Annotated in this window: 17 protein-coding genes; 8 read left to right on the forward strand and 9 right to left on the reverse strand. The window is 66.9% G+C overall.

Features of this window, described 5'->3' with window-relative positions:
- The coding region (locus tag ABTZ43_RS13190; protein WP_350539162.1) for a GNAT family N-acetyltransferase at positions 1–1,956 on the reverse strand (1,956 nt) is incomplete at its 3' end.
- 219 nt (positions 1,957–2,175) lie between these two features.
- Between ABTZ43_RS13190 and ABTZ43_RS13195 the strand changes: the two genes are divergently transcribed.
- Positions 2,176–3,210, forward strand: a complete 1,035-nt coding sequence (locus ABTZ43_RS13195) for a PIN domain-containing protein (RefSeq protein ID WP_350539163.1) — start codon at positions 2,176–2,178, stop codon at positions 3,208–3,210.
- Positions 3,211–3,681: 471 nt separating this feature from the next.
- On the opposite strand, the gene nrdF is transcribed toward ABTZ43_RS13195, so the two are convergent.
- From nrdF to nrdH, 4 genes are read right to left on the reverse strand one after another with little or no spacing between them, the layout of a single operon-like run.
- Complete coding sequence (gene nrdF, locus ABTZ43_RS13200; RefSeq protein ID WP_045253201.1) at positions 3,682–4,662, reverse strand: class 1b ribonucleoside-diphosphate reductase subunit beta; 981 nt, start codon at positions 4,660–4,662, stop codon at positions 3,682–3,684.
- Positions 4,663–4,693: 31 nt separating this feature from the next.
- A complete protein-coding gene (nrdE, locus tag ABTZ43_RS13205; RefSeq protein WP_045253250.1) occupies positions 4,694–6,814 on the reverse strand; it encodes a class 1b ribonucleoside-diphosphate reductase subunit alpha in 2,121 nt (706 codons plus the stop codon).
- Positions 6,815–6,834: 20 nt separating this feature from the next.
- The gene (gene nrdI, locus ABTZ43_RS13210) at positions 6,835–7,284 is read right to left on the reverse strand and encodes a class Ib ribonucleoside-diphosphate reductase assembly flavoprotein NrdI (protein WP_056420671.1); all 450 of its coding nucleotides are present in this window, start codon (positions 7,282–7,284) and stop codon (positions 6,835–6,837) included.
- A gap of 6 nt (positions 7,285–7,290) precedes the next feature.
- Positions 7,291–7,524: a glutaredoxin-like protein NrdH gene (nrdH, locus tag ABTZ43_RS13215; RefSeq protein WP_045253199.1), complete on the reverse strand. Its 234-nt coding sequence runs from the start codon at positions 7,522–7,524 to the stop codon at positions 7,291–7,293.
- A 434-nt stretch (positions 7,525–7,958) separates the two neighbouring features.
- Here nrdH and ABTZ43_RS13220 point away from each other — a divergent pair, with 434 nt between their 5' ends.
- From ABTZ43_RS13220 to ABTZ43_RS13240, 5 genes are all read left to right on the forward strand, one after another.
- On the forward strand, positions 7,959–9,122 hold the full coding sequence (locus tag ABTZ43_RS13220) for an MFS transporter (RefSeq protein WP_502885390.1): 1,164 nt from the start codon (positions 7,959–7,961) through the stop codon (positions 9,120–9,122).
- 38 nt (positions 9,123–9,160) lie between these two features.
- The gene (locus ABTZ43_RS13225; protein ID WP_149424297.1) at positions 9,161–9,919 is read left to right on the forward strand and encodes an alpha/beta fold hydrolase; all 759 of its coding nucleotides are present in this window, start codon (positions 9,161–9,163) and stop codon (positions 9,917–9,919) included.
- Positions 9,916–11,076 (forward strand): acyl-CoA dehydrogenase family protein, encoded by a 1,161-nt coding sequence (locus ABTZ43_RS13230; protein WP_350539165.1) that lies wholly within the window; start codon positions 9,916–9,918, stop codon positions 11,074–11,076. The genes ABTZ43_RS13225 and ABTZ43_RS13230 overlap by 4 nt, the downstream gene beginning before the upstream one ends.
- Positions 11,077–11,156: 80 nt before the next feature.
- Positions 11,157–11,624 (forward strand): Lrp/AsnC family transcriptional regulator, encoded by a 468-nt coding sequence (locus ABTZ43_RS13235; RefSeq protein WP_149424299.1) that lies wholly within the window; start codon positions 11,157–11,159, stop codon positions 11,622–11,624.
- Positions 11,621–13,015 carry an aspartate aminotransferase family protein gene (locus tag ABTZ43_RS13240; protein ID WP_149424300.1) on the forward strand — a complete coding sequence of 465 codons (1,395 nt, stop codon included), beginning with the start codon at positions 11,621–11,623 and terminating at the stop codon, positions 13,013–13,015. Before ABTZ43_RS13235 ends, ABTZ43_RS13240 begins: the two co-directional genes overlap by 4 nt.
- Before the next feature lie 129 nt (positions 13,016–13,144).
- Here the strand turns inward: ABTZ43_RS13240 and ABTZ43_RS13245 are convergent, their stop codons facing one another.
- On the reverse strand, positions 13,145–14,683 hold the full coding sequence (locus tag ABTZ43_RS13245; protein WP_253386505.1) for a PucR family transcriptional regulator: 1,539 nt from the start codon (positions 14,681–14,683) through the stop codon (positions 13,145–13,147).
- Between the two features lie 98 nt (positions 14,684–14,781).
- Here ABTZ43_RS13245 and ABTZ43_RS13250 point away from each other — a divergent pair, with 98 nt between their 5' ends.
- Positions 14,782–16,266 carry a CoA-acylating methylmalonate-semialdehyde dehydrogenase gene (locus ABTZ43_RS13250; protein ID WP_350539166.1) on the forward strand — a complete coding sequence of 495 codons (1,485 nt, stop codon included), beginning with the start codon at positions 14,782–14,784 and terminating at the stop codon, positions 16,264–16,266.
- A 14-nt stretch (positions 16,267–16,280) separates the two neighbouring features.
- Positions 16,281–17,669 (forward strand): aspartate aminotransferase family protein, encoded by a 1,389-nt coding sequence (locus ABTZ43_RS13255; RefSeq protein WP_350539167.1) that lies wholly within the window; start codon positions 16,281–16,283, stop codon positions 17,667–17,669.
- 21 nt (positions 17,670–17,690) lie between these two features.
- On the opposite strand, the gene ABTZ43_RS13260 is transcribed toward ABTZ43_RS13255, so the two are convergent.
- The 3 genes from ABTZ43_RS13260 to ABTZ43_RS13270 all read right to left on the reverse strand — a co-directional run.
- Positions 17,691–18,419 (reverse strand): FadR/GntR family transcriptional regulator, encoded by a 729-nt coding sequence (locus tag ABTZ43_RS13260; protein WP_056420643.1) that lies wholly within the window; start codon positions 18,417–18,419, stop codon positions 17,691–17,693.
- Positions 18,420–18,453: 34 nt separating this feature from the next.
- Positions 18,454–19,233 (reverse strand): 3-oxoacyl-ACP reductase, encoded by a 780-nt coding sequence (locus ABTZ43_RS13265; protein ID WP_149424304.1) that lies wholly within the window; start codon positions 19,231–19,233, stop codon positions 18,454–18,456.
- Between the two features lie 46 nt (positions 19,234–19,279).
- Positions 19,280–20,531 (reverse strand): aldehyde dehydrogenase family protein (locus ABTZ43_RS13270; protein ID WP_350539168.1); only part of this gene is annotated, 1,252 nt, incomplete at its 5' end.

A 20,531-nucleotide genomic window follows, 5' to 3' on the forward strand; every position in this document is an offset into this window, starting at 1 on the left:
CAACAAGGATGTGGTCACATTGTTCTCACGCAGCAAGCGGTAGAAAGTGCGTTGACTCACTGGCGCACTGAGCAAGTGAGTGTCCTCGAATCTCAGCACAAGCACCTTTCCTCGTTTCGATTGTTCTGAGATCTCCCTTTCCTTCAACACTCCCAAGGATCGGTATCGCTCGATCGCGTCGTCGACGTCCATCACGCTCGCGCCGACGACCCGGGAGTGGGCAACGACCGCGCGCACCGCTTGAGCCTCAGGCGCGCCATGATCCTTCGTGACGTACCAGACCACCCGCGCCGGGACGTCCCAGTCTCGCATCATAGGTGCGGCGAAGTAGACGAACTCGCGGGAGAACCCAAGCGCTCGGCGCTCTCTGGTGCGAAGAACTGTTTCGTTGAACCCCAGCAGTTCTCGCGCATACCGCGGCTGAATGGGCACCACCCGGACTGGGACGGGCCTCCCGAGAACGATCTGAGGCCAGTTGCGCCGCTCGTAATCCGCTACTTCCTCCGCGCTCTGGACATCGGCGATATCCGCTGCATCCGGAACGTCTGCAAGGAGCGCATGCAGGGGGTGTCCCGAAAAGCCATCCGTTTCGAGTGCTGCCCGCATCACGGGGGCAATAATGGGCTCGTCAATCTCAACTCGAGAGAGCCCCTGAGACAGCGCTAGATCGCGAAGATATCGGGTCATCTGGAAGGAGATCGTCGCGCCAAGAGGCCCCCCGCCCACCCGCAGCGTTGAAACGAGGAGCGTCCCGTCGGTGACTTCAGTAGCCAAGAGTGCCCACGCGCGGCGCTGATCATCAGTGAGCACCTCAAGCCGGACGGTCGCGGGACGCGCGAGCGCCGCTTGCAGCTGCTTGCGGAACTGCGTGCCTTTCTCGTGCGTGTCTCGGTCGAGGAACAGGTCCTCTAGCTCGCGGGTGGAAGCCGAGACCGGTGTCCATTCGAGACCGACGGACTCCAACTGGCCAGAGCGGAACGGTGTCGGCGCTGCTGGAGGGATGAGCCGGCGCAAGAACTCGACCGGGCGCACAACCGCAGTGCCATAAGCGTCGGGTACCCAGCCCCCTGTGGCTTTGAGCAATGTGTCGTCTCGAGTGACGAAGTAGTCAGCACCCGCAAGGATGGCATCGGCGAGGTGTCGTGCATCGTTCCGTAAGCTGGGGTCGCGAGCGACCAGCTGCTTCGGCATGCCGTCGACAAGAGCGTCCGCGATGCCTCGCATATTGCTCGCGCGGCGAGTCGGTGTGAGTGCGTTCATCCCAGCTCTCACACGCAACCGCTCCTCGGCAGGCTCTAACGAATTGACCTCGAAAGCAACCTCGGGGGACACCGCCAGCTCGACGAGGTCAACCAACCAGTCCTCAGTAAGCCCCAACGACTCCTTACGATCTGGCCGACTCAAGTCAGTCGACGAGTAAAGGTCGATGACGACGTTGGTATCGATGACCGCAAGCGGACGGGTGGAGGCGAAGATCGCTGCCTCCAGGAGGTCCATCTGGCCGATACGACGAGCCCAGATTGTTAGCGTCGATCCTCTGGCGGCGCGACCAGGACGCTCGCCCGTCGGTGTCATGTCCAGAGACCGCCAGAAACCGTCGATGTTGTAGTCAACGCGGCAGTGCGCGGTCAAGAGGCCGCGATCGGGATTCTGCGCAACTGCGAAATCAACCATGGCACGGGCGACGCCCGATCCGCGGGCTTTATCTCCAACGCACACGTGTACGAGTTTGACCGTGCTCTGGCGAGGCGTGCTGTAGAGGACGTATCCGCAGACCTGGCCATCAATGCTGCCAAGGAGCAATTGCTGACGCCGCCCCGCCTCCTCGAACGCCGCGAAGGGCAAGTGACCCAAAGTAGATCGGTGAGCCCGATGCAAGACCATGACCGACTCGAACTCATCGCGAGCGTCAGTAGCGTTCGGATCCCACGGGTGGACAATGATCTGGCCAGCCACTGGACCCCTTCCTCGGCGCACCCTGCGATGCGTACGACATTCATCACCGTAGCGGCACCGTCACATATACGCCGCACAGCCATCACGCCACGCTGCAACTCCGCTCCGCGGGTGTTGACTCAGCATGCAATCCATCACAACCGCACCTCCCCGGACTCGGCGTCCGCTTGAGCGGCTTCTTCACGCGCCTGCTACGTTGTGAGGCATCCGGAGATAGTCGTGGCTCGGAATTTCGGTTGGGAGATCCACATTCTTGTCATCGTCGACGCGAACATCCTGATACAGGATCCGCTCATGCGTGAGCGCAAGTGGGACGCAGCACGATCCGCCATCAACGCCGGGCGTCTGCGTCTCGTTCTGCCGGAGGTAGCTCGACGAGAAGCCATCGGCGGGTTTCGCAGGGATCACCTGGACAAGATCCGTCAGATCCGTAGCGTGTTAAGGAAGTCCTCGGCCAATGCGAAGCGGGCAGCTGACGCCCTACTCCAGACCTATACCGACGAGGTGCTGGCGTATGAGTCGATACTCGACAGTCGCATTGAGGCACTCGGGATCGAAGTCGTGCCGCTTCCCGACGTCGATCACATCGAGCTGACGCAGCGGGCGATCAACCGCGTCCCGCCGTTCGACGAAAGCGGTGGCGGGTACCGGGACTCGCTAATCTGGCTGACTGCCCTCGCCCAGGTCGACGAGCCCCCATTCAATGACGTGACCATCTTGTCGAAGGATTCAATCTTCGCCAAGCGCAGAAAATCTCTGCAGGAGGAAAGCCGTCGCGAGGTCGGCGCTGCCTTTGTCGTAGTGAACTCGCTCGCGGCCATGGAGTTTCCCGGCGAGTACGAGGCAGGCGAGTACAGTCTGGGCGATTTGGACATAGCATTTTCGGACATCGTTGACGAGGTGGCCGACGCTCTCCACGGCTTGGATATCTCGCGTTGGGCGCCTCCCGGGCCGGATCACGCGGTCGTTCAGGAAGTCGGTCGCGTTGATCTCGACCTCGACACAATCGAGGTGAAGAAGCGCTACCACGAAGACGTCTACGAAATCCGTGTCGACGGGATCGCGGACATCGACGCGACCGTATTTATGATCTATGACCTCCCAGGGGACGAGGTTGAGATGGCTGAGATGTCGGCTCGCTGGAATCTGCTTGTCCGATGGCGAGGGGAGGCGGTTGGAGAATCTACCCGACTGCAAGCCGACGGAACCATTGAAGTTCTAGGTCTCGAAGAACGGCGGCGTGCCACGCGATGAGCGCTCTGGTTTCACGCGCCAATCGCGATACTCCATCGGGGATCAATCCGTAACTGGATGAGAGGCGTCTGGTCAGATCTGCCAACGGGAGCCTCAATGAAGTTCACGGCAGCCCTGGCCAGAGCGACCTCTCCAGGCCGAACTCGAGGAGGGCGATGGAGCGCATGTCTGGCCACACTTCGCCGGCCAGTATCGATCGCAGCGTCTGATGATTCACGCCGCAATGCGTTGCTACCGAGCGAACACTCTGCCCCTCGATTGCCGACTCGAGTGACCTGGCGAACGCTGCGGCAACGCTCCCTGCCGGGTCACTGGTCTCACCGTGAGGCCACGGTGAGACCAGTTCGTTGGGCCGTAGCCGTGATGTTCTAGGCACCGGTCGTGCCAACTAGATTGACGCGGTGCCACCTTGCTTGACGCTGTGCCAGTTCCATTGGTTCTGTGCCAAGTAGGTTGCGGATCTACAGGGACTCAGAAGTCCCAGTCGTCGTCTTCCGTGGCCTCGGCCTTGCCGATGACGTAGGACGAGCCCGAACCGCTGAAGAAGTCGTGGTTCTCGTCGGCGTTCGGCGAGAGCGCCGACAGGATCGCCGGGTTCACGTTCGTCACGGTCGAGGGGAACATCGCCTCGTAGCCGAGGTTCATCAGCGCCTTGTTGGCGTTGTAGTGCAGGAACTTCTTGACGTCTTCGGTCAGACCGACGCCGTCGTAGAGGTCTTGCGTGTACTGCACCTCGTTGTCGTAGAGCTCGAACAGCAGGTTGAAGGTGTAGTCCTTCAGCTCCTGACGGCGCTCCTCGGTCTCGTTCTCGAGACCCTTCTGGAACTTGTACCCGATGTAGTACCCGTGCACGGCCTCATCGCGGATGATGAGACGGATCAGGTCGGCCGTGTTCGTCAGCTTCGCCTTCGACGACCAGTAGATCGGCAGGTAGAAGCCCGAGTAGAACAGGAACGACTCGAGCAGCGTCGAGGCGATCTTGCGCTTGAGCGGATCGTCGCCCTGGTAGTAGTCCATGATGATCTGAGCCTTCTTCTGAAGGTTCGGATTCTCGGTCGACCAGCGGAACGCCTCATCGATCTCCTTGGTCGACGCGAGCGTCGAGAAGATCGAGGAGTAGCTCTTCGCGTGCACCGATTCCATGAAGGCGATGTTGGTGTACACGGCCTCCTCATGCGGGGTGATCGCATCGGGGATCAGCGAGACGGCACCGACGGTTCCCTGGATCGTGTCGAGCAGCGTGAGGCCGGTGAACACGCGCATCGTGAGCAGCTGCTCGTCGGGGGTCAGCGTGTTCCAAGACTGGATGTCGTTCGACAGCGGCACCTTCTCGGGCAGCCAGAAGTTGTTCACCAGACGGTTCCAGACCTCGAGGTCCTTGTCGTCGATGATGCGGTTCCAGTTGATCGCCTGCACGCTGTCGACCAGCTTGATCGGGGGGTGGGGGGTCATGTCCTCGTCGTTTCTCGTGTTCAGGGGGCGATCAGAGCATGCACGAGACGCACTCGGTCATGTCGGTGCCCTCGAGCGCCATCTGACGCAGACGGATGTAGTAGATCGTCTTGATGCCCTTGCGCCATGCGTAGATCTGCGCCTTGTTGATGTCACGCGTCGTGGCGGTGTCCTTGAAGAACAGCGTCAGCGACAGGCCCTGGTCGACGTGCTGCGTGGCCGCGGCGTACGTGTCGATGACCTTCTCGTAGCCGATCTCGTACGCGTCCTGGTAGTACTCCAGGTTGTCGTTCGTCATGAACGCGGCCGGGTAGTAGACGCGACCGAGCTTGCCTTCCTTGCGGATCTCGATCTTCGACGCGATCGGGTGGATCGACGACGTGGAGTTGTTGATGTACGAGATCGAGCCGGTCGGCGGCACCGCCTGCAGGTTCTGGTTGTAGATGCCGTGCTCCTGGATCGACGACTTCAGCGCCACCCAGTCGGCCTGCGTCGGGATGTGCTTGCCGGCGAAGAGCTCCTTGACCTTGTCGGTCTCGGGAACCCAGGCGCGATCGATGTACTTGTCGAAGAACTCCCCCGACGCGTAGGTCGAGTCCTCGAAGCCGTCGAAGGCCTGCTTGCGCTCGATGGCGAGGTTGTTCGAGGCGCGCAGCGCGTGGAACAGCACCGTGTAGAAGTAGATGTTCGTGAAGTCGATGCCCTCTTCGGAGCCGTAGTAGACGTGCTCGCGAGCGAGGTAGCCGTGCAGGTTCATCTGCCCCAGACCGATCGCGTGCGAGCGGTCGTTGCCGTCTTCGATCGAGCGGACCGAGCGGATGTGGCTCTGGTCGCTGACCGCGCTCAGCGCACGGATCGCGGTCTCGACGGTCTGGCCGAGGTCGTCGGCATCCATCGACAGCGCGATGTTCATCGAGCCCAGGTTGCAGGAGATGTCCTTGCCGATCTGGTCGTACGACAGGTCGTCGTTGTACGTGGTCGGCGTGTTCACCTGCAGGATCTCGCTGCAGAGGTTGGACATGTTGATGCGGCCCTTGATCGGGTTCGCCTTGTTCACCGTGTCCTCGAACATGATGTACGGGTAGCCCGACTCGAACTGGATCTCGGCGATCGTCTGGAAGAACTCACGCGCGTTGATCTTCGTCTTCTTGATACGAGGGTCGTCGACCATCTCGCGGTACTTCTCGGTCACCGAGATGTCGCCGAAGGGAACGCCGTAGACCTTCTCGACGTCGTACGGCGAGAAGAGGTACATGTCCTCGCCGTTCTTGGCGAGCTCGAACGTGATGTCCGGGACGACGACGCCGAGCGACAGCGTCTTGATGCGGATCTTCTCGTCGGCGTTCTCGCGCTTCGTGTCGAGGAAGCGCATGATGTCGGGGTGGTGCGCGTTGAGGTACACCGCACCGGCGCCCTGACGGGCACCGAGCTGGTTGGCGTAGCTGAAGCTGTCTTCGAGCAGCTTCATCACGGGGATGATGCCCGAGGACTGGTTCTCGATCTGCTTGATCGGCGCGCCGGCCTCGCGGATGTTCGAGAGCAGCAGTGCCACGCCGCCGCCGCGCTTCGAGAGCTGGAGGGCGGAGTTGATGCCGCGGGCGATCGACTCCATGTTGTCTTCGATGCGCAGCAGGAAGCAGCTGACGAGCTCGCCGCGCTGTGCCTTGCCCGAGTTGAGGAACGTCGGGGTCGCGGGCTGGAAGCGGCCGGAGATGATCTCCTCGACGAGGTCGACCGCGAGCTTCTCGTCGCCGCCGGCGAGACCGAGGGCCGTCATCACGACGCGATCCTCGAAGCGCTCGAGGTAGCGCTTGCCGTCGAACGTCTTGAGCGTGTAGCTCGTGTAGTACTTGAAGGCGCCGAGGAAGGTCTCGAAGCGGAACTTCTTGCCGTAGGCGAGATCGTTGAGCTTCTGGATGAACTCCATCGAGTACTGCTCGATGACGGCCGGCTCGTAATACTCCTTCTCGACCAGGTAGTCGAGACGCTCCTTGAGGGAGTGGAAGAACACGGTGTTCTGATTGACGTGCTGCAGGAAGTACTCGCGCGCAGCCCGCTTGTCGGCGTCGAACTGGATCTTGCCGTTCGCGTCGTACAGGTTCAGCATCGCGTTGAGCGCGTGATAGTCGAGCCCCTCGTAGCTGGGGTTCATCTTGAAGGCGACCGTCTCGGTCACTGCCTGCTCGTCAACTGTGCTGTCCACTGATGTTCCAATCCGTCGCTCACGCGATCCACGTCATCTTGTGTGCCGAAGATCTCCAGCCGATACAAGTGAGGCACGTGGCACTTGCGGCTGATGATGTCCCCGGCGAGACAGAACGACTCGCCGAAGTTGGTGTTGCCCGCAGAGATCACTCCGCGGATGTGGCGCCGGTTGCGCTCGTCGTTGAGGAACCGGATCACCTGTTTGGGCACGGCACCTCGCTCGACGCCGCGTCCCTCACCCCCGCCGTAGGTGGGAGTGATCAGCACGAAGGGCTCGTCGACGACGAGATCTTCCTGCTGCCGGAGAAGGGGGATGCGGCGGGCCGGGAGCCCGAGCTTCTCGACGAAGCGGGCGGTGTTGCCCGACGCGCTCGAGAAGTAGACCAGGAGCGGCGCAGCGGTCGCGACGGCGCTCATGGCGGATCAGGCCAGACGCGAGGCGAGCTCGTCGATCTTGTCGGGGCGGAAGCCCGACCAGTGACCCTCGTCGGTGACGACGACGGGTGCCTGCATGTAGCCGAGCGACTTGACCTGCTCGAGAGCTGCCGGATCCTCCGACAGGTCGAGGATCTCGTACTCGATGCCCTTGGCGTCGAGCGCCCGGTAGGTGGCGTTGCACTGAACGCAGGACGGCTTCGTGTAGACCGTGATCGACATCTTTTCGCTTCCCCTCAAATCTCTGGCCCGGTTCTTGATCGGGTGTTTTTCCGGCAGACCCTCACCGGGATCTCAATACTACATATAGGTACGGACATTCAGAGTGACCACTAGGGGTAGTAGTTACATCCGTGTAGTTTTCCACCGCTCTCCACTGATACAACACAGGTTCTCCACCGTTTCTTCCACAGGCGCGGCCCCTCCGACGACGTCGCCGAACCGCATGAAATCGCGGCTGGGAAGCACCTGTGAGAGATCTATCCACAGGGGGCAGGTTACGAGGGGCCTCGGACATCCGAGTTTCTGTGGAATCGTCGTCTCGGCGTGTCGCGGCGTGTCGGCGAGGAGCCGCTTCGCCGACCGTCCGTCGCGCCCGGTAACGTTGACCCGTGGCGGGATATTGGGACCTTCTTCGCACGCCCGGAGTGGCGCGCATGATCGCTGCACAGCTGACCGCGCGGTTCCCGAACGGCATGACATCGCTCGCGATCCTCCTGCACGTCGAGCAGCAGACGGGCTCCTACGGATCCGCCGGCCTCGTGCTCGCCGCCACCAGCGTGGGACAGGCCGTCGCCGGGCCCATCACCAGCAGGTGGATGGGCGTGTGGGGGATGCGCCGCGTGCTCACCCTCACCCTCACCGTCTGTGCGATCGCGGTGCTGGGCCTCGCGCTCCTCCCTCTGAACGTCCCCGGCTACATGGTGCTCGGCATGATCACCGGTCTCTCGACGCCACCGGTGCAGTCTGCGGTGCGCACCATCTACCCGAAGCTCGTGAACGCCAAGCAGCTCACCCCGCTGTTCTCCCTCGACGCCTCGCTGCAGGAGATCATCTGGGTCCTCGCCCCGGTCGTGATCACCCTGGTCTCGACGCAGGTCGGCACCTCGGAGGGACTGCTCCTCGTCGTGGTCGTGCTCGTGGGCGGCGGAGCCTGGTTCATCCTCTCCCCCGAAGTCGGCCGCGTGCGCATCCCGCGCAGTCGCAACGCCTTCGGCAAGGTCGTGCTGAAGCCGCCGGTGCTCCTCGCGACGGTGATCGGCTTCCTCCTGATCGGCGCCTGCTCGGCGGTCGAGGTCGGGGTCGTCGCGACCTTCGAGCACGGCAGCCTCGCCGCGGGGCTCGTGCTCGCCGTCTTCTCGGTCGGCAGCCTCGCCGGCGGACTCTCGTTCGGGCACATCCCGATCGGGCCGTGGGCGATGGCACGCCGCCTCGCGATCGTCACGGTCGGCCTCGCACTGACGATGGTCTCGCTCGACGTGTTCTGGCTGGGCGGCACCCTGGTGCTCGCCGGAATCGGCATCGCCCCGGCACTCGCCGTGCTGTTCGCGATCACCACTGCGAGCGTGAAGTTCAGCGAGACCGCCGAGGCGTTCGGCTGGGCGGGCACCGGGCAGCTCATCGGCGCCGCGGCGGGCTCGGCCGTGGCCGGGTTCCTCGTCGACGCGACTGACCCCCGTGGCGCGTATCTCGCGGCCACGCTGTTCGCTGCGACAGGGCTGGCCGTCTCCATCGTGTTCGTCAGGTCCTTCCCCGATCTGCGCGGTCGGGACGCGAGCCCGCACCCCGACACCGAGCCGGTCGCGGTCACGCCGTCCTGACCCGCCGCCGCGCGGTATCCCGGTCGTAGGCTGAGGGCATGGCCGCACCGCTCACCCTCCCCCGCATCAGCTGGGGCGATCCCGCATCGGATCGCCGCATCCTCCTCGTGCACGGACTGGGCTCGTCCGGCGCTCTCATGTGGCGGGTGGGCGCCGCGCTCGCCGAGAGCGGATGGCATGCGACGGCGATCGACCTGCGCGGCCACGGCGATGCACCGCGAGCTCTCGACTACTCCGTCGCGGCGTACGCGGCGGACCTCGCCGCGACGCTCCCCGACGACGGCGGCTCCTGGGATGCGGTGGTCGGCCACTCCCTCGGCGGTGCCGCGAGCACGGTCGCCGCGGCATCCGCCCCCGCCTGGACCCGCAGACTCGTGCTGTGGGATCCGGCGATCCTCATCGACGGACGGGATGCCGCCATCGTGCGCCGGAGCCAGGAGCGCGCCTTCGCCGACAACAGGGTCGAGCTGGTGCGGCAGGAGCATCCGCAGTGGCATCCGCAGGACGCCGAGCTCAAGGTCGACGCGGTGCGTCGAGCGAGCGCGTGGGCCGTCGAGCAGACGAGCGTGCAGAACACGCCCTGGGATGTCACGGCCGACGCCGCGCGACTCACGGTGCCCACGCACGTGATCGGCGCGGACCCCGCCGTCTACAGCATCTTCACCGGAGACGTCGCGGTCGCCGTGCTCGACGCCAATCCGCTCATCACCATGTCGGTGGTCGCGGGTGCCGGGCACTCCCTGCACCGCGACAGACCGGAGGAGACGCTCCGCCAGCTCGAGGAGGCTCTCTCGTGAACCCGTTCGACCCGACCCTGCACCTGCCGGACGACCTGCTCGAGCGGATCCGCGAGCGGGCGCCGATCCATGACCGCGACAACACCTTCCCCGAGCAGGATCTCGAGGAGCTGCGCGCCGCGGGATACCTGTCGATCCTCGTTCCCGCCGAGCGCGGCGGCGCGGGGCTGAGCCTGGCTCAGGCGGCGATACTGCAGCAGCGCCTCGCCACGGCGGCGCCGGCGACGGCGCTCGCGATCAACATGCACCTCGTCTGGACCGGGGTCGCCAAGGTGTTCTCCGACCGGGGCGTCCCCGGTTTGGAGTTCGTGCAGGACGGCGCCGTCGCCGGCGAGGTGTTCGCCTTCGGCATCAGCGAAGCGGGCAACGACCTCGTGCTCTTCGGCAGCGACACCGAGGCGGTGCCGACGAGGGACGGCGGCTACGCCTTCACCGGCACGAAGATCTTCACCTCGCTCGCGCCGGTCTGGACGAAGCTCGGACTGCACGGCCTCGACACGACGAGCCCCGATGCCCCGAAGCTGGTGTTCGCGTTCGTCGAGCGCACCGACGCGATCACGACGAGCGACGACTGGGACACCCTCGGCATGCGCGCGACGCAGAGCCGGACGACCCGCCTGAGCGGTGCCGTCGCGGATGCCGCGCACGTCGTCCGCCGCATCGATGCCGGACCCACACCCGACCCCATCGTGTTCGGCATCTTCTCGGTGTTCGAGATCCTGCTCGCCTCGGTGTACACCGGCATCGCGCGTCGCGCGCTCGATCTCGCCGTGCGCACCGCCTCGTCGCGCCGGTCCAAGAAGACGGGTGCGGCATACAGTCAGGACCCCGACATCCGCTGGCGCATCGCCGACATGGGACTCGCTTACGACGCGCTCCCCCCTCAGATCGCCGCGCTCGCCCGCGACGTCGACGAGCGCGTCGACAACGGCGCCCGCTGGTTCGTCCTGCTGTCCGGGGTCAAGCATCGCGCGATCACCATGGCGAAGCACGTCGTCGACCAGGCCATGCTCGTCGCGGGCGGCGGGTCGTACTTCTCCGCGAACGAGCTCTCGCGGCTCTACCGCGACGTCCTGGCGGGAGCCTTCCACCCCTCCGACCCCGAATCCGCGCACGCGACCGCCGCGAGCGCCTGGCTGGGTCCGCTGGAGAGCTGAGCTTCCGGTTTCACGACCGAGAAGCCATTTGCTCTGCGGAATCAGTTGAAGAGCGCGGCCTCGAGTGCGAAGATCGCATCATGCCGCACTCGAAGAAACACCCTCCGCTGGATGGCGTCGCGAAGACGATCATCGAGCTGCTCCAGGAGGACGGGCGGCGCTCGTACTCCGACATCGGCCGCGAGGTCGGCCTGAGCGAGGCGGCGGTGCGCCAGCGCGTGCAGCGCCTGACCGAGTCCGGGGTGATGCAGATCGTGGCCGTCACCGACCCGATGCAGCTGGGCTTCCCGCGTCAGGCCATGATCGGCATCCGCGTCTCCGGCGACACCCGCGTCGTCGCGGAGCAGATCGCCGAGATCGCCGCCATCGACTACGTCGTCATCACGGTCGGCTCCTTCGACATCCTCGCCGAGGTCGTGTGCGAGGACGACGAGGACCTCCTCGCGATGATCAACGACCACATCCGCCCGATCGACGGAGTGCTGTCGACCGAGACCTTCATCTACGCCAAGCTGCAGAAGCAGCTCTACAACTGGGGGACCAGATGAGCACGCACCGCACGACTCCGTCCGAGGCCGAACTCCAGGCCATGGCCAAGGATCATCTCTGGATGCACTTCACCCGTCAGTCGACGATGGAGAAGAGCGGAGTGCCGATCATCGTCAAGGGCGACGGGCACCGCATCTGGGACTCGAAGGGCAAGGAGTACTTCGACGGGCTCGCGGGCCTGTTCGTGGTGAACGCGGGCCACGGGCGACGCCGTCTGGCGGAGGCCGCGGCGGCGCAGGCATCCGAGCTCTCCTTCTTCCCGCTCTGGTCGTACGCGCACCCCGCGGCCATCGAACTCGCCGACCGACTGGCCGACGAGGCGCCGGGCGACCTCAACCGCGTGTTCTTCTCGACCGGCGGCGGCGAGGCGGTCGAGACGGCGTTCAAGCTCGCGAAGCACTACTGGAAGCTGATGGGCAAGCCCACCAAGCACAAGGTGATCTCGCGATCGGTCGCGTACCACGGCACCCCGCAGGGCGCGCTCGCGATCACCGGCATCCCGGCGATGAAGTCGATGTTCGAACCCGTGACCCCCGGCGGTTTCCGCGTGCCGAACACCAACTTCTACCGGGCGGCCGAGATGGGCGGCCCGAGCGACGATCTCGAGGCCTTCGGCCGCTGGGCCGCCGACCGCATCGAGGAGATGATCCTGTTCGAGGGCGCCGACACCGTCGCCGCCGTCTTCCTCGAGCCGGTGCAGAACTCGGGCGGATGCTTCCCGCCCCCTCCCGGCTACTTCGCCAGGGTGCGCGAGATCTGTGACCGGCACGACGTTCTCCTGGTCTCCGACGAGGTCATCTGCGCGTTCGGACGCCTCGGCCACACCTTCGCGTGCACGGGCCTGGGCTATGTGCCCGACATGATCACGTGCGCCAAGGGCATGACGAGCGGGTACTCCCCGATCGGCGCCACGGTGATCAGCGACCGGATCTACGAGCCGTTCTCGACGGGCGATGTGTCGTTCCCGCACGGCTACACCTTCGGAGGCCACCCCGTATCTGCCGCCGTGGCTCTGGAGAACCTCGCGATCTTCGACGAGGAGGGCCTGAACGCGCACGTGCGCGAGAACTCCCCGCTCTTCCGTGCCGAGCTCGAGACCCTGCTCGACCTGCCCATCGTCGGCGACGTGCGCGGCGACGGGTACTTCTTCGGCATCGAGCTGGTGAAGGACAAGGGCACCAGGGAGACGTTCGACGACGACGAGTCCGAGCGGCTGCTGCGGGGCTTCCTCTCCCCCGCCCTGTTTGAGGCCGGGCTCTACTGCCGTGCCGACGACCGCGGAGATCCCGTGATCCAGTTGGCTCCGCCGCTGACGATCGGCCCGGCCGAATTCCGTGAGATCGCGCAGATCCTTCGCGGCGTGCTCTCGGAGGCCCAGTCGGTTCTCTAGACCTGGTGGCGTCGGCCCTGCAGTCCGGGGGCCGACACGCCACATAGCGGCCGAACCTGCGGGATCGGATCGACATCTGGCGTGTCGGCCCCCGGAACAGACGGGGCCGGTGGCGTCAGGCCGGGGGCGTCAGGCCGGCCGTGAGGTGCGGCGGCGCGCCAGAAGAGCCAGGTGGAGCGCCGCGATCGTCTCGCCGTCGTCGAGGTCGGCGCCCAGCAGATCACCGATCAGAGTGAGCCGCTGGTAGAAGACCGATCGCGACAGGTGACTCGCCGCAGCCGCCGCGGAGCGGTTGCCGGGGTGGGCGACGAGGGCGGCCAGCACGTCGAGCAGGTCACCGCGGCGCTCGCGATCGTACGCCACGACAGGCGCCAGCATCCGCTCGCTGTGCTCGTGCAGTCGGTGGTCGTCACGCAGCGTGGCGACGAGCCGCTCGAGCGGGCGATCGTCGACGCGGCGCACACGGGCACCCGCATCGGCCCGATCGCTGTCGGCCAGGTCGCGCGCCGCACGCAGGGAGCCGAGCAGACCGATCACGTCGTCGGCGACCGGTCCCACGAAGACGGCACGGTCGGGACCGGCGATGCGCAGCAGAACCTCGTCGGACAGCCCGGCGGATGCGGGTACCGACAGCAGCGCCACGTCGTCTCGGTCGACGCGGGCGACCATCACGGCGAATCCGGCCTGTCGCGCACGGTAGGCGAGCTCGCTGATCGAGCCGTTGCCGCGTGCCACGATCCCGTGGCAGCGGCGGCCTCGGAGCGCGAACCCTCCGGCGCGCAGCCGGGCGTCGATGTCGTCGGCCTTCGCGAAGCGCGCGCCGAGCAGATCGTCGATGACCCCACGCTGAGCGAGCAGCGACCATTCGGCGTCGCCGCCGTCGGCGATGCATCCGAAGGCGAGAGCCGTCGCGCCCTGCTCGAGCACCGTGACCCGACCCGCGGGATGCGCAGGGCCCGGCAGCACGAGGAGAGTGCCCCAGCGTGCCCCCCGCGCCTGCACGGGCACCGTCTCGGCAGTGCCACGATTCTCCAGCACCTCGGCGATCGGCATCCCGAGCCCCTCAGTCGCGATCACCTCGCGCGCGAGGTTCTCGAGCACGACCGGGGCTCCGAGTGCTCGAGCGGTCTCGGAGACCACGACGTCGGCGGGGGCCCCCTGCAGGCTCAGCGCGGTGAAGAGTTCATGCAGTCGCTGCCTTTCGCGCAGCGCCTGCGTCTGCGCAGCGATCAGCGCATGGTGCACGGCCTCGGTCACGGCGACGAACTTGACCTCGTGCGTGAGGGCGATGAGGGCCAGCCCCACCGTGGCGCAGACATCGACGACCGGCTGAGGCACCGCCTGCCGGGCGGTCTTCAGCTCGAACACGATGCCGGCGATGCCCGCCCGATGCAGGCTCGACGCGAAGTCCCGCAGCTCGGCGTCGTCGACCGGCCACCCCGCCCCTGTGGTCAGCAGCAGCTCACCGCCGTCGAGCAGCCTGGCGACCCCGACACTGTCGGAGACATGCACCCAGCGCACGGCGGCCTCGAGTGCGGCACCGCCGACGATCACGTCGGGTTCGCCCTGCTGCACCGCAGCCTCTGCGAGCACATCAGCCACCGTCAGGAAGACGGCACCCGTCGGACGAACTGTCCGATCGCGGACGATCTCGCTACGTTCTGACACCGCAGATGCTCCTCGCTCTCTGTGATCATTGGAGAAAGCCAGCGTATCGCCCCTCGGTCAGAGTGTTCGATACGGACCTCACACCCCAAAGGAGTCCCGTGGACATCGTCCGTCACGTCATCAACGGAGTGGAGACCGCCGAGGCGGCTCGCACCGGCCAGGTCTTCGACCCCGCCACCGGTCAGGTGTCGAAGCAGGTCGCCTTCGCGTCGACCGCCGAGGTCGACTCCGCGATCGCCGCCGCCGCAGCCGCGGCACCCGCGTGGCGCGAGACCAGCCTCATCAAGCGCGCCGATGTGTTCTTCCGTCTGCGCCAGCTGCTCAAGGAGCGCACCCCCGAGCTCGCGGCGATCGTCACCTCAGAGCACGGCAAGGTGCTCTCGGATGCCGCGGGCGAGGTCTCACGCGGCATCGAGAACGTCGAGTTCGCCGCCGGTCTCGTGCATCTGCTGAAGGGCGAGCGCAGCGAGCAGGTCTCCCGCGGGGTCGACGTGCACTCGGTCAAGCAGCCGGTCGGCGTCGTCGCCGCGATCACGCCGTTCAACTTCCCCGTGATGGTGCCCCTGTGGATGGTCGCCTCGGCCATCGCGTGCGGCAACACGGTCGTGCTCAAGCCGAGCGAGAAGGACCCGTCGGCGTCGGTCTGGATCGCGAAGCTCTTCCGCGAAGCCGGTCTTCCCGACGGCGTGCTCAACGTCGTGCACGGCGACAAGGAGGCCGTCGACGCACTGCTCGAGTCGCCGCGCGTGAACGCGATCAGCTTCGTGGGCTCGACCCCCATCGCCCGCTCGATCTACCAGCGGGCGGCGAATGCCGGCAAGCGCGTCCAGGCACTCGGCGGCGCGAAGAACCACATGGTCGTGATGCCGGACGCCGACATCGACGCCGCGGCGGACGCCGCCGTCTCGGCTGCGTACGGCTCGGCCGGCGAGCGCTGCATGGCGGTCTCGGTGCTCGTCGCGGTGGGTGACGTCGCCGACGACCTGGTCGCCGCGATCGCCTCGCGCATCGACGGCCTCTCGATCGGTGCGGGCACGGATGCGGCGAGCGAGATGGGTCCGCTCATCACCCGCGAGCATCGCGACCGTGTCGCCGCGTATGTGACGGGGGCTGCGGCCGAGGGCGCGACGGTGGTCGTCGACGGCACGACGAAACAGTTCGATTCCGAGGGATTCTTCCTCGGGGTCAGTCTCATCGACCAGGTCGCTCCGGGAATGAAGGTCTACGACGACGAGATCTTCGGTCCGGTGCTCTCGGTGGTCCGCGTCGAGACCTACGCCGAGGCCGTCGAGCTCGTCAACGCGAACGCCTACGGAAACGGCACGGCGATCTTCACGCGAGACGGCGGCACCGCCCGTCAGTACGAGTTCGACATCGAGGTCGGCATGGTCGGCGTCAACGTGCCGATCCCCGTGCCGATCGGCGCGTACTCGTTCGGCGGATGGAAGGACTCGCTGTTCGGCGACTCGCACATCTACGGCCCCGAGTCGGTGCACTTCTACACTCGGTCGAAGGTGGTCACCACCCGCTGGCCCGACCACACGCCCTCGCAGATCGACCTGGGCTTCCCGAGCAACCACTGACCGGAGCGACCACGATGACGAACTACACCGATCGCCATGGCGCATCGCACTCCCTGCCGGCGCCCGAGGCCGAGGCGCAGGTGAGAGCGGATGACCGCGGCCACGTCTTCCACTCCTGGAGCGCGCAGGGCCTGATCGATCCGCTGCCCGTCGCGGCGGGCGAGGGCTCGACGTTCTGGGACTACGCCGGCAACGCCTACCTCGACTTCTCGAGCCAGCTGGTGAACCTGAACCTCGGGCACCAGCATCCCGATCTGGTCGCAGCGATCCAGCAGCAGGCCGGACGTCTCTCGACGATCCAGCCCGCGATGGCCAACGACGTGCGGGGCGAGCTCGCCCGGCTCATCGTCGAGGTCGCGCCCGAGGGGTTCGAGAAGGTCTTCTTCACGAACGGCGGCGCCGAGGCCAACGAGTACGCGGTGCGCATGGCGCGTCAGTCGACCGGTCGCCACAAGGTGCTCTCGATGTACCGCAGCTATCACGGGTCCACCGCGACCGCGATCTCTCTGACGGGCGACCCCCGCCGCTGGGCGAACGGCACGCCCGACTCGGGAGCCGTGCGCTTCTTCGGCCCCTACCTCTACCGCTCCCCGTTCCACGCCGAGACTCCCGAGCAGGAGTCCGAACGCGCACTCGCCCACCTCGAGCAGACGATCCAGCTCGAAGGACCGCAGACCATCGCCGCGATCATCATCGAGACCGTCGTCGGCACGAACGGCGTGCTCGTGCCGCCGCCCGGATACCTGCCCGGAGTGCGCGAGCTGTGCGACCGGTACGGCATCGTCTACATCGCCGACGAGGTCATGGTCGGCTTCGGGCGCCTGGGGGAATGGTTCGGGATCGACGCGTACGACGGGCGCCCCGACCTGATCACCTTCGCCAAGGGCGTGAACTCGGGCTACGTGCCGCTCGGCGGCGTCGTGATCTCGGAGCGCATCGCCAAGGCGTTCGACACCACGCCCTTCGCCGGCGGACTGACCTATTCGGGCCACCCGCTCGCGTGCGCCGCGGGTGTCGCGACGTTCGAGGTGTTCCGCCGCGACGGCATCCTCGAGCGGGTGCGCGACCTCGGCGCGCGCATCGTCGAGCCGACCCTGCGCCACTGGGTCGACAGCCACCCGAGCGTCGGCGAGGTGCGCGGGCGCGGACTGTTCTGGGCGGTGGAGCTGGTGCGCGACAAGGAGACCCGCGAGCCGCTCGTGCCGTTCAACGCGAGCGGAGCGGATGCCGCCCCCATGGGCGCCTTTGCCGCGGCGGCGAAGAAGGCCGGCGTCTGGCCGTTCACGCACTTCAACCGCATGCATGTGGCGCCTCCCCTCGTGATCGAGGAGGACGACCTGGTGCGCGGTCTGGCGGTTCTCGACGAGGCGCTGTCGGTCGCCGACGAGCACGCCCGCAGCTGATCCGAGCTCGGCGGCGCGGCGTCAGACCAGGAAGCCGCGCAGCAGCGACTCGGAGCCGGCGAGGTGATCGCGCATCGCCGCCTCCGCGGCGTCGGGCCGTCCGGCGAGGATGGCCGAGACGATCTGCTCGTGCTGCTCTCCCGAGTGCTGGATGTTGCGGGGCATCAGGGGGAAGGTGTCGAGCCAGGCGTTGACGTCGGCCCGGTTCTCGGCGACCAGCGCGACGAGGGAGGGGATGCCGGCGGCCTCGGCGATCGCGAGGTGCAGCAGGGTGTCGAGGCGCCGGTACTCCTCGGGACCGGCCGGCAGGGCCGCCTCATGGCGCGCCCACAGGTCGGCGCGGGTCGCGGCATCCAATGACCGTCCGGCAGCCGCACGGGCTGCGCCGGTCTCGAGGACACGTCGAAGGCCCAGCACGTCGTCGACCTCGGTGGCGGTCACGGCGCCGGCATCCGAGGGATGGGGCAGCGGGTCGGCGACGAACGTGCCGCCGTACCGCCCCCTCTTGGGCACCAGGTACCCGGTGTCGGCGAGTTCGCGGATCGCTTCACGGACAGTGTCGCGGCTGACGCCGAAGGATGCCGCGAGCTCGCGCTCCGGCGGCAGCGACTCCCCCGGCGCGACCACGCCGAGGCGGATCGTCTGGACGAGGCGAGCGACCGCGTCCTCGAGCGCATTGCCCCGTCGCAGCGGCCGGTAGACGGCCCGGCGCACCTCGACGAGATCGCCGTCGGGAAGGTGCTCGCTCATGTCCTTCACCCTGTCACAGCGACATGATCCCGCTTCACAGCGGGGTGACGTAGGCGTTGGTGATGCCGCCGTCGACGACGAAGGCGCTGGCGGTGATGAACGAGGAGTCGTCCGAGGCGAGGAAGGCCACGGCCGCCGCGAGCTCGGACGGCTCCGCGAAGCGTCCCATCGGCACATGCACAAGGCGTCGCTGCGCGCGCTCGGGGTCCTTCGCGAACAGCTCCTGCAGCAGCGGGGTGTTCACGGGCCCGGGGCACAGGGCGTTCACGCGCACTCCCTGACGGGCGAACTGCACGCCGAGCTCGCGTGACATCGCGAGCACGCCGCCCTTCGACGCCGTGTAGCTGATCTGCGAGGTGGCCGATCCGAGCAGGGCGACGAACGAGGCCGTGTTGATGATCGACCCTCGGCCCGCGGGCACCATGTGGCGGAGTGCCGCCCGGCTGCAGAGGTACACGCTCTTGAGGTTGACGTCCTGCACCCGGTCCCAGGCCGGCAGCTCGGTCGTCTCGATCGAGTCGTCGTCCGCCGGCGAGATCCCCGCGTTGTTGAACGCGATGTCGATGCGGCCGAACTCGGCGGCCACGCCGTCGAACAGCGTGTTCACCTTCTCCTCGTCGGCGACGTCGACCGGGCGGAACACGCCGCCCACGTCGGCTGCGGCCGCTTCTCCCGTGGCGGGATCGACGTCGGCGATGACGACGAACGCCCCCTCGGCAGCGAAGCGCTGGGCGGTGGCGAAGCCGATCCCGCTCGCCCCTCCCGTGATGATGGCGACGCGGTCCTTGAGTCGCTGGGTCAGATCGATGCTCATGTGTTTCTCCGATGCAGGGTGGGGATGCGGGAATCTGTGTGCGTGATCAGTCGTCGGTCGCGAAGAAGACGTTCTTGGTCTCGGTGAAGTGCTCGGCGGCGTCCGGTCCGAGCTCTCGCCCGAGGCCCGAGGCCTTCATGCCGCCGAACGGCGTCGCGTACCGCACCGAGGAGTGCGAGTTGACCGAGAGCACGCCGCTCTGCACCGCGCGAGACACCCGCACCCCGCGGCCCAGGTTCTCGGTCCAGAGTGAGCCCGCGAGACCGTAGACGGTGTCGTTGGCGAGCCGGATCGCGTCGGCCTCGTCGTCGAACGGCATCACGGCGACCACGGGCCCGAAGACCTCCTGCTGGGCGATCCGGTCGTCCGGATCGGCGAGCACCACGGCCGGGGCGAACCAGAAGCCGTCGCCCTCGGGTGCGCTGCCGCGGAAGGCGATGTCCGCGCCGTCCAGGAATCCCGCCACGGTGTCGCGATGCGCGGCCGAGATGAGCGGCCCCATGTCGGTGTCACTGCGCGACGGGTCGCCGACCCGCCAGGCGGCGACCGCAGGTTCGAGCAGCTCGAGGAACCGGTCGTACACCGAACGCTGCACGAGCAGCCGGCTGCGGGCACAGCAGTCCTGGCCCGCGTTGTCGAACACCGAACCCGGCACGGCCGCGGCCGCCCTCTCGAGGTCGGCGTCGTCGAACACGATGTTCGCGCTCTTGCCACCCAGCTCGAGCGTCACCGGCTTGAGCGCCCGCGCGCACCCGGCGGCGACCTCGATGCCGACCTCGGTCGACCCGGTGAACACGACTTTGCGGACATGGGGGTGCTCGACGAGCCGCTGGCCGACGACCGACCCCGAACCGGTGACGACCTCGAACAGCCCCTCGGGCAGGCCCGCTTCGAGGGCGAGCTCTCCGAGCCGGATCGCGGTCAGCGGCGTGAGCTCTGCGGGCTTGAGCACCACGGCGTTGCCCGCGGCGAGCGCGGGCGCGAACGCCCACGCGGCGATCGTCATGGGGAAGTTCCACGGAACGATGACCCCGACCACGCCGTACGGGTCGTGGAAGGTGACGTCGAGCCCGCCGGCCACCGGGATCTGCCGACCCGAGAGTCGCTCGGGGTCGGCGGAATAGTAGTTGAGCACCTGGGCGACGTGGCCCGCCTCCCAGCGCGCGGAGCCGATCGGATGCCCGGAGTTCAGCACCTCGAGCTGTGCGAGCTCCTCGGCTGCCCCCTCGACCGTGCGCGCGAACGCTCGCAGCGCGTCGGCGCGGGCGACCGGGGCGAGCGCCGCCCACCGGCGCTGC

The sequence above is a fragment of the Microbacterium sp. NPDC097977 genome (assembly GCF_040302605.1).
GTDB lineage: Bacteria > Actinomycetota > Actinomycetes > Actinomycetales > Microbacteriaceae > Microbacterium.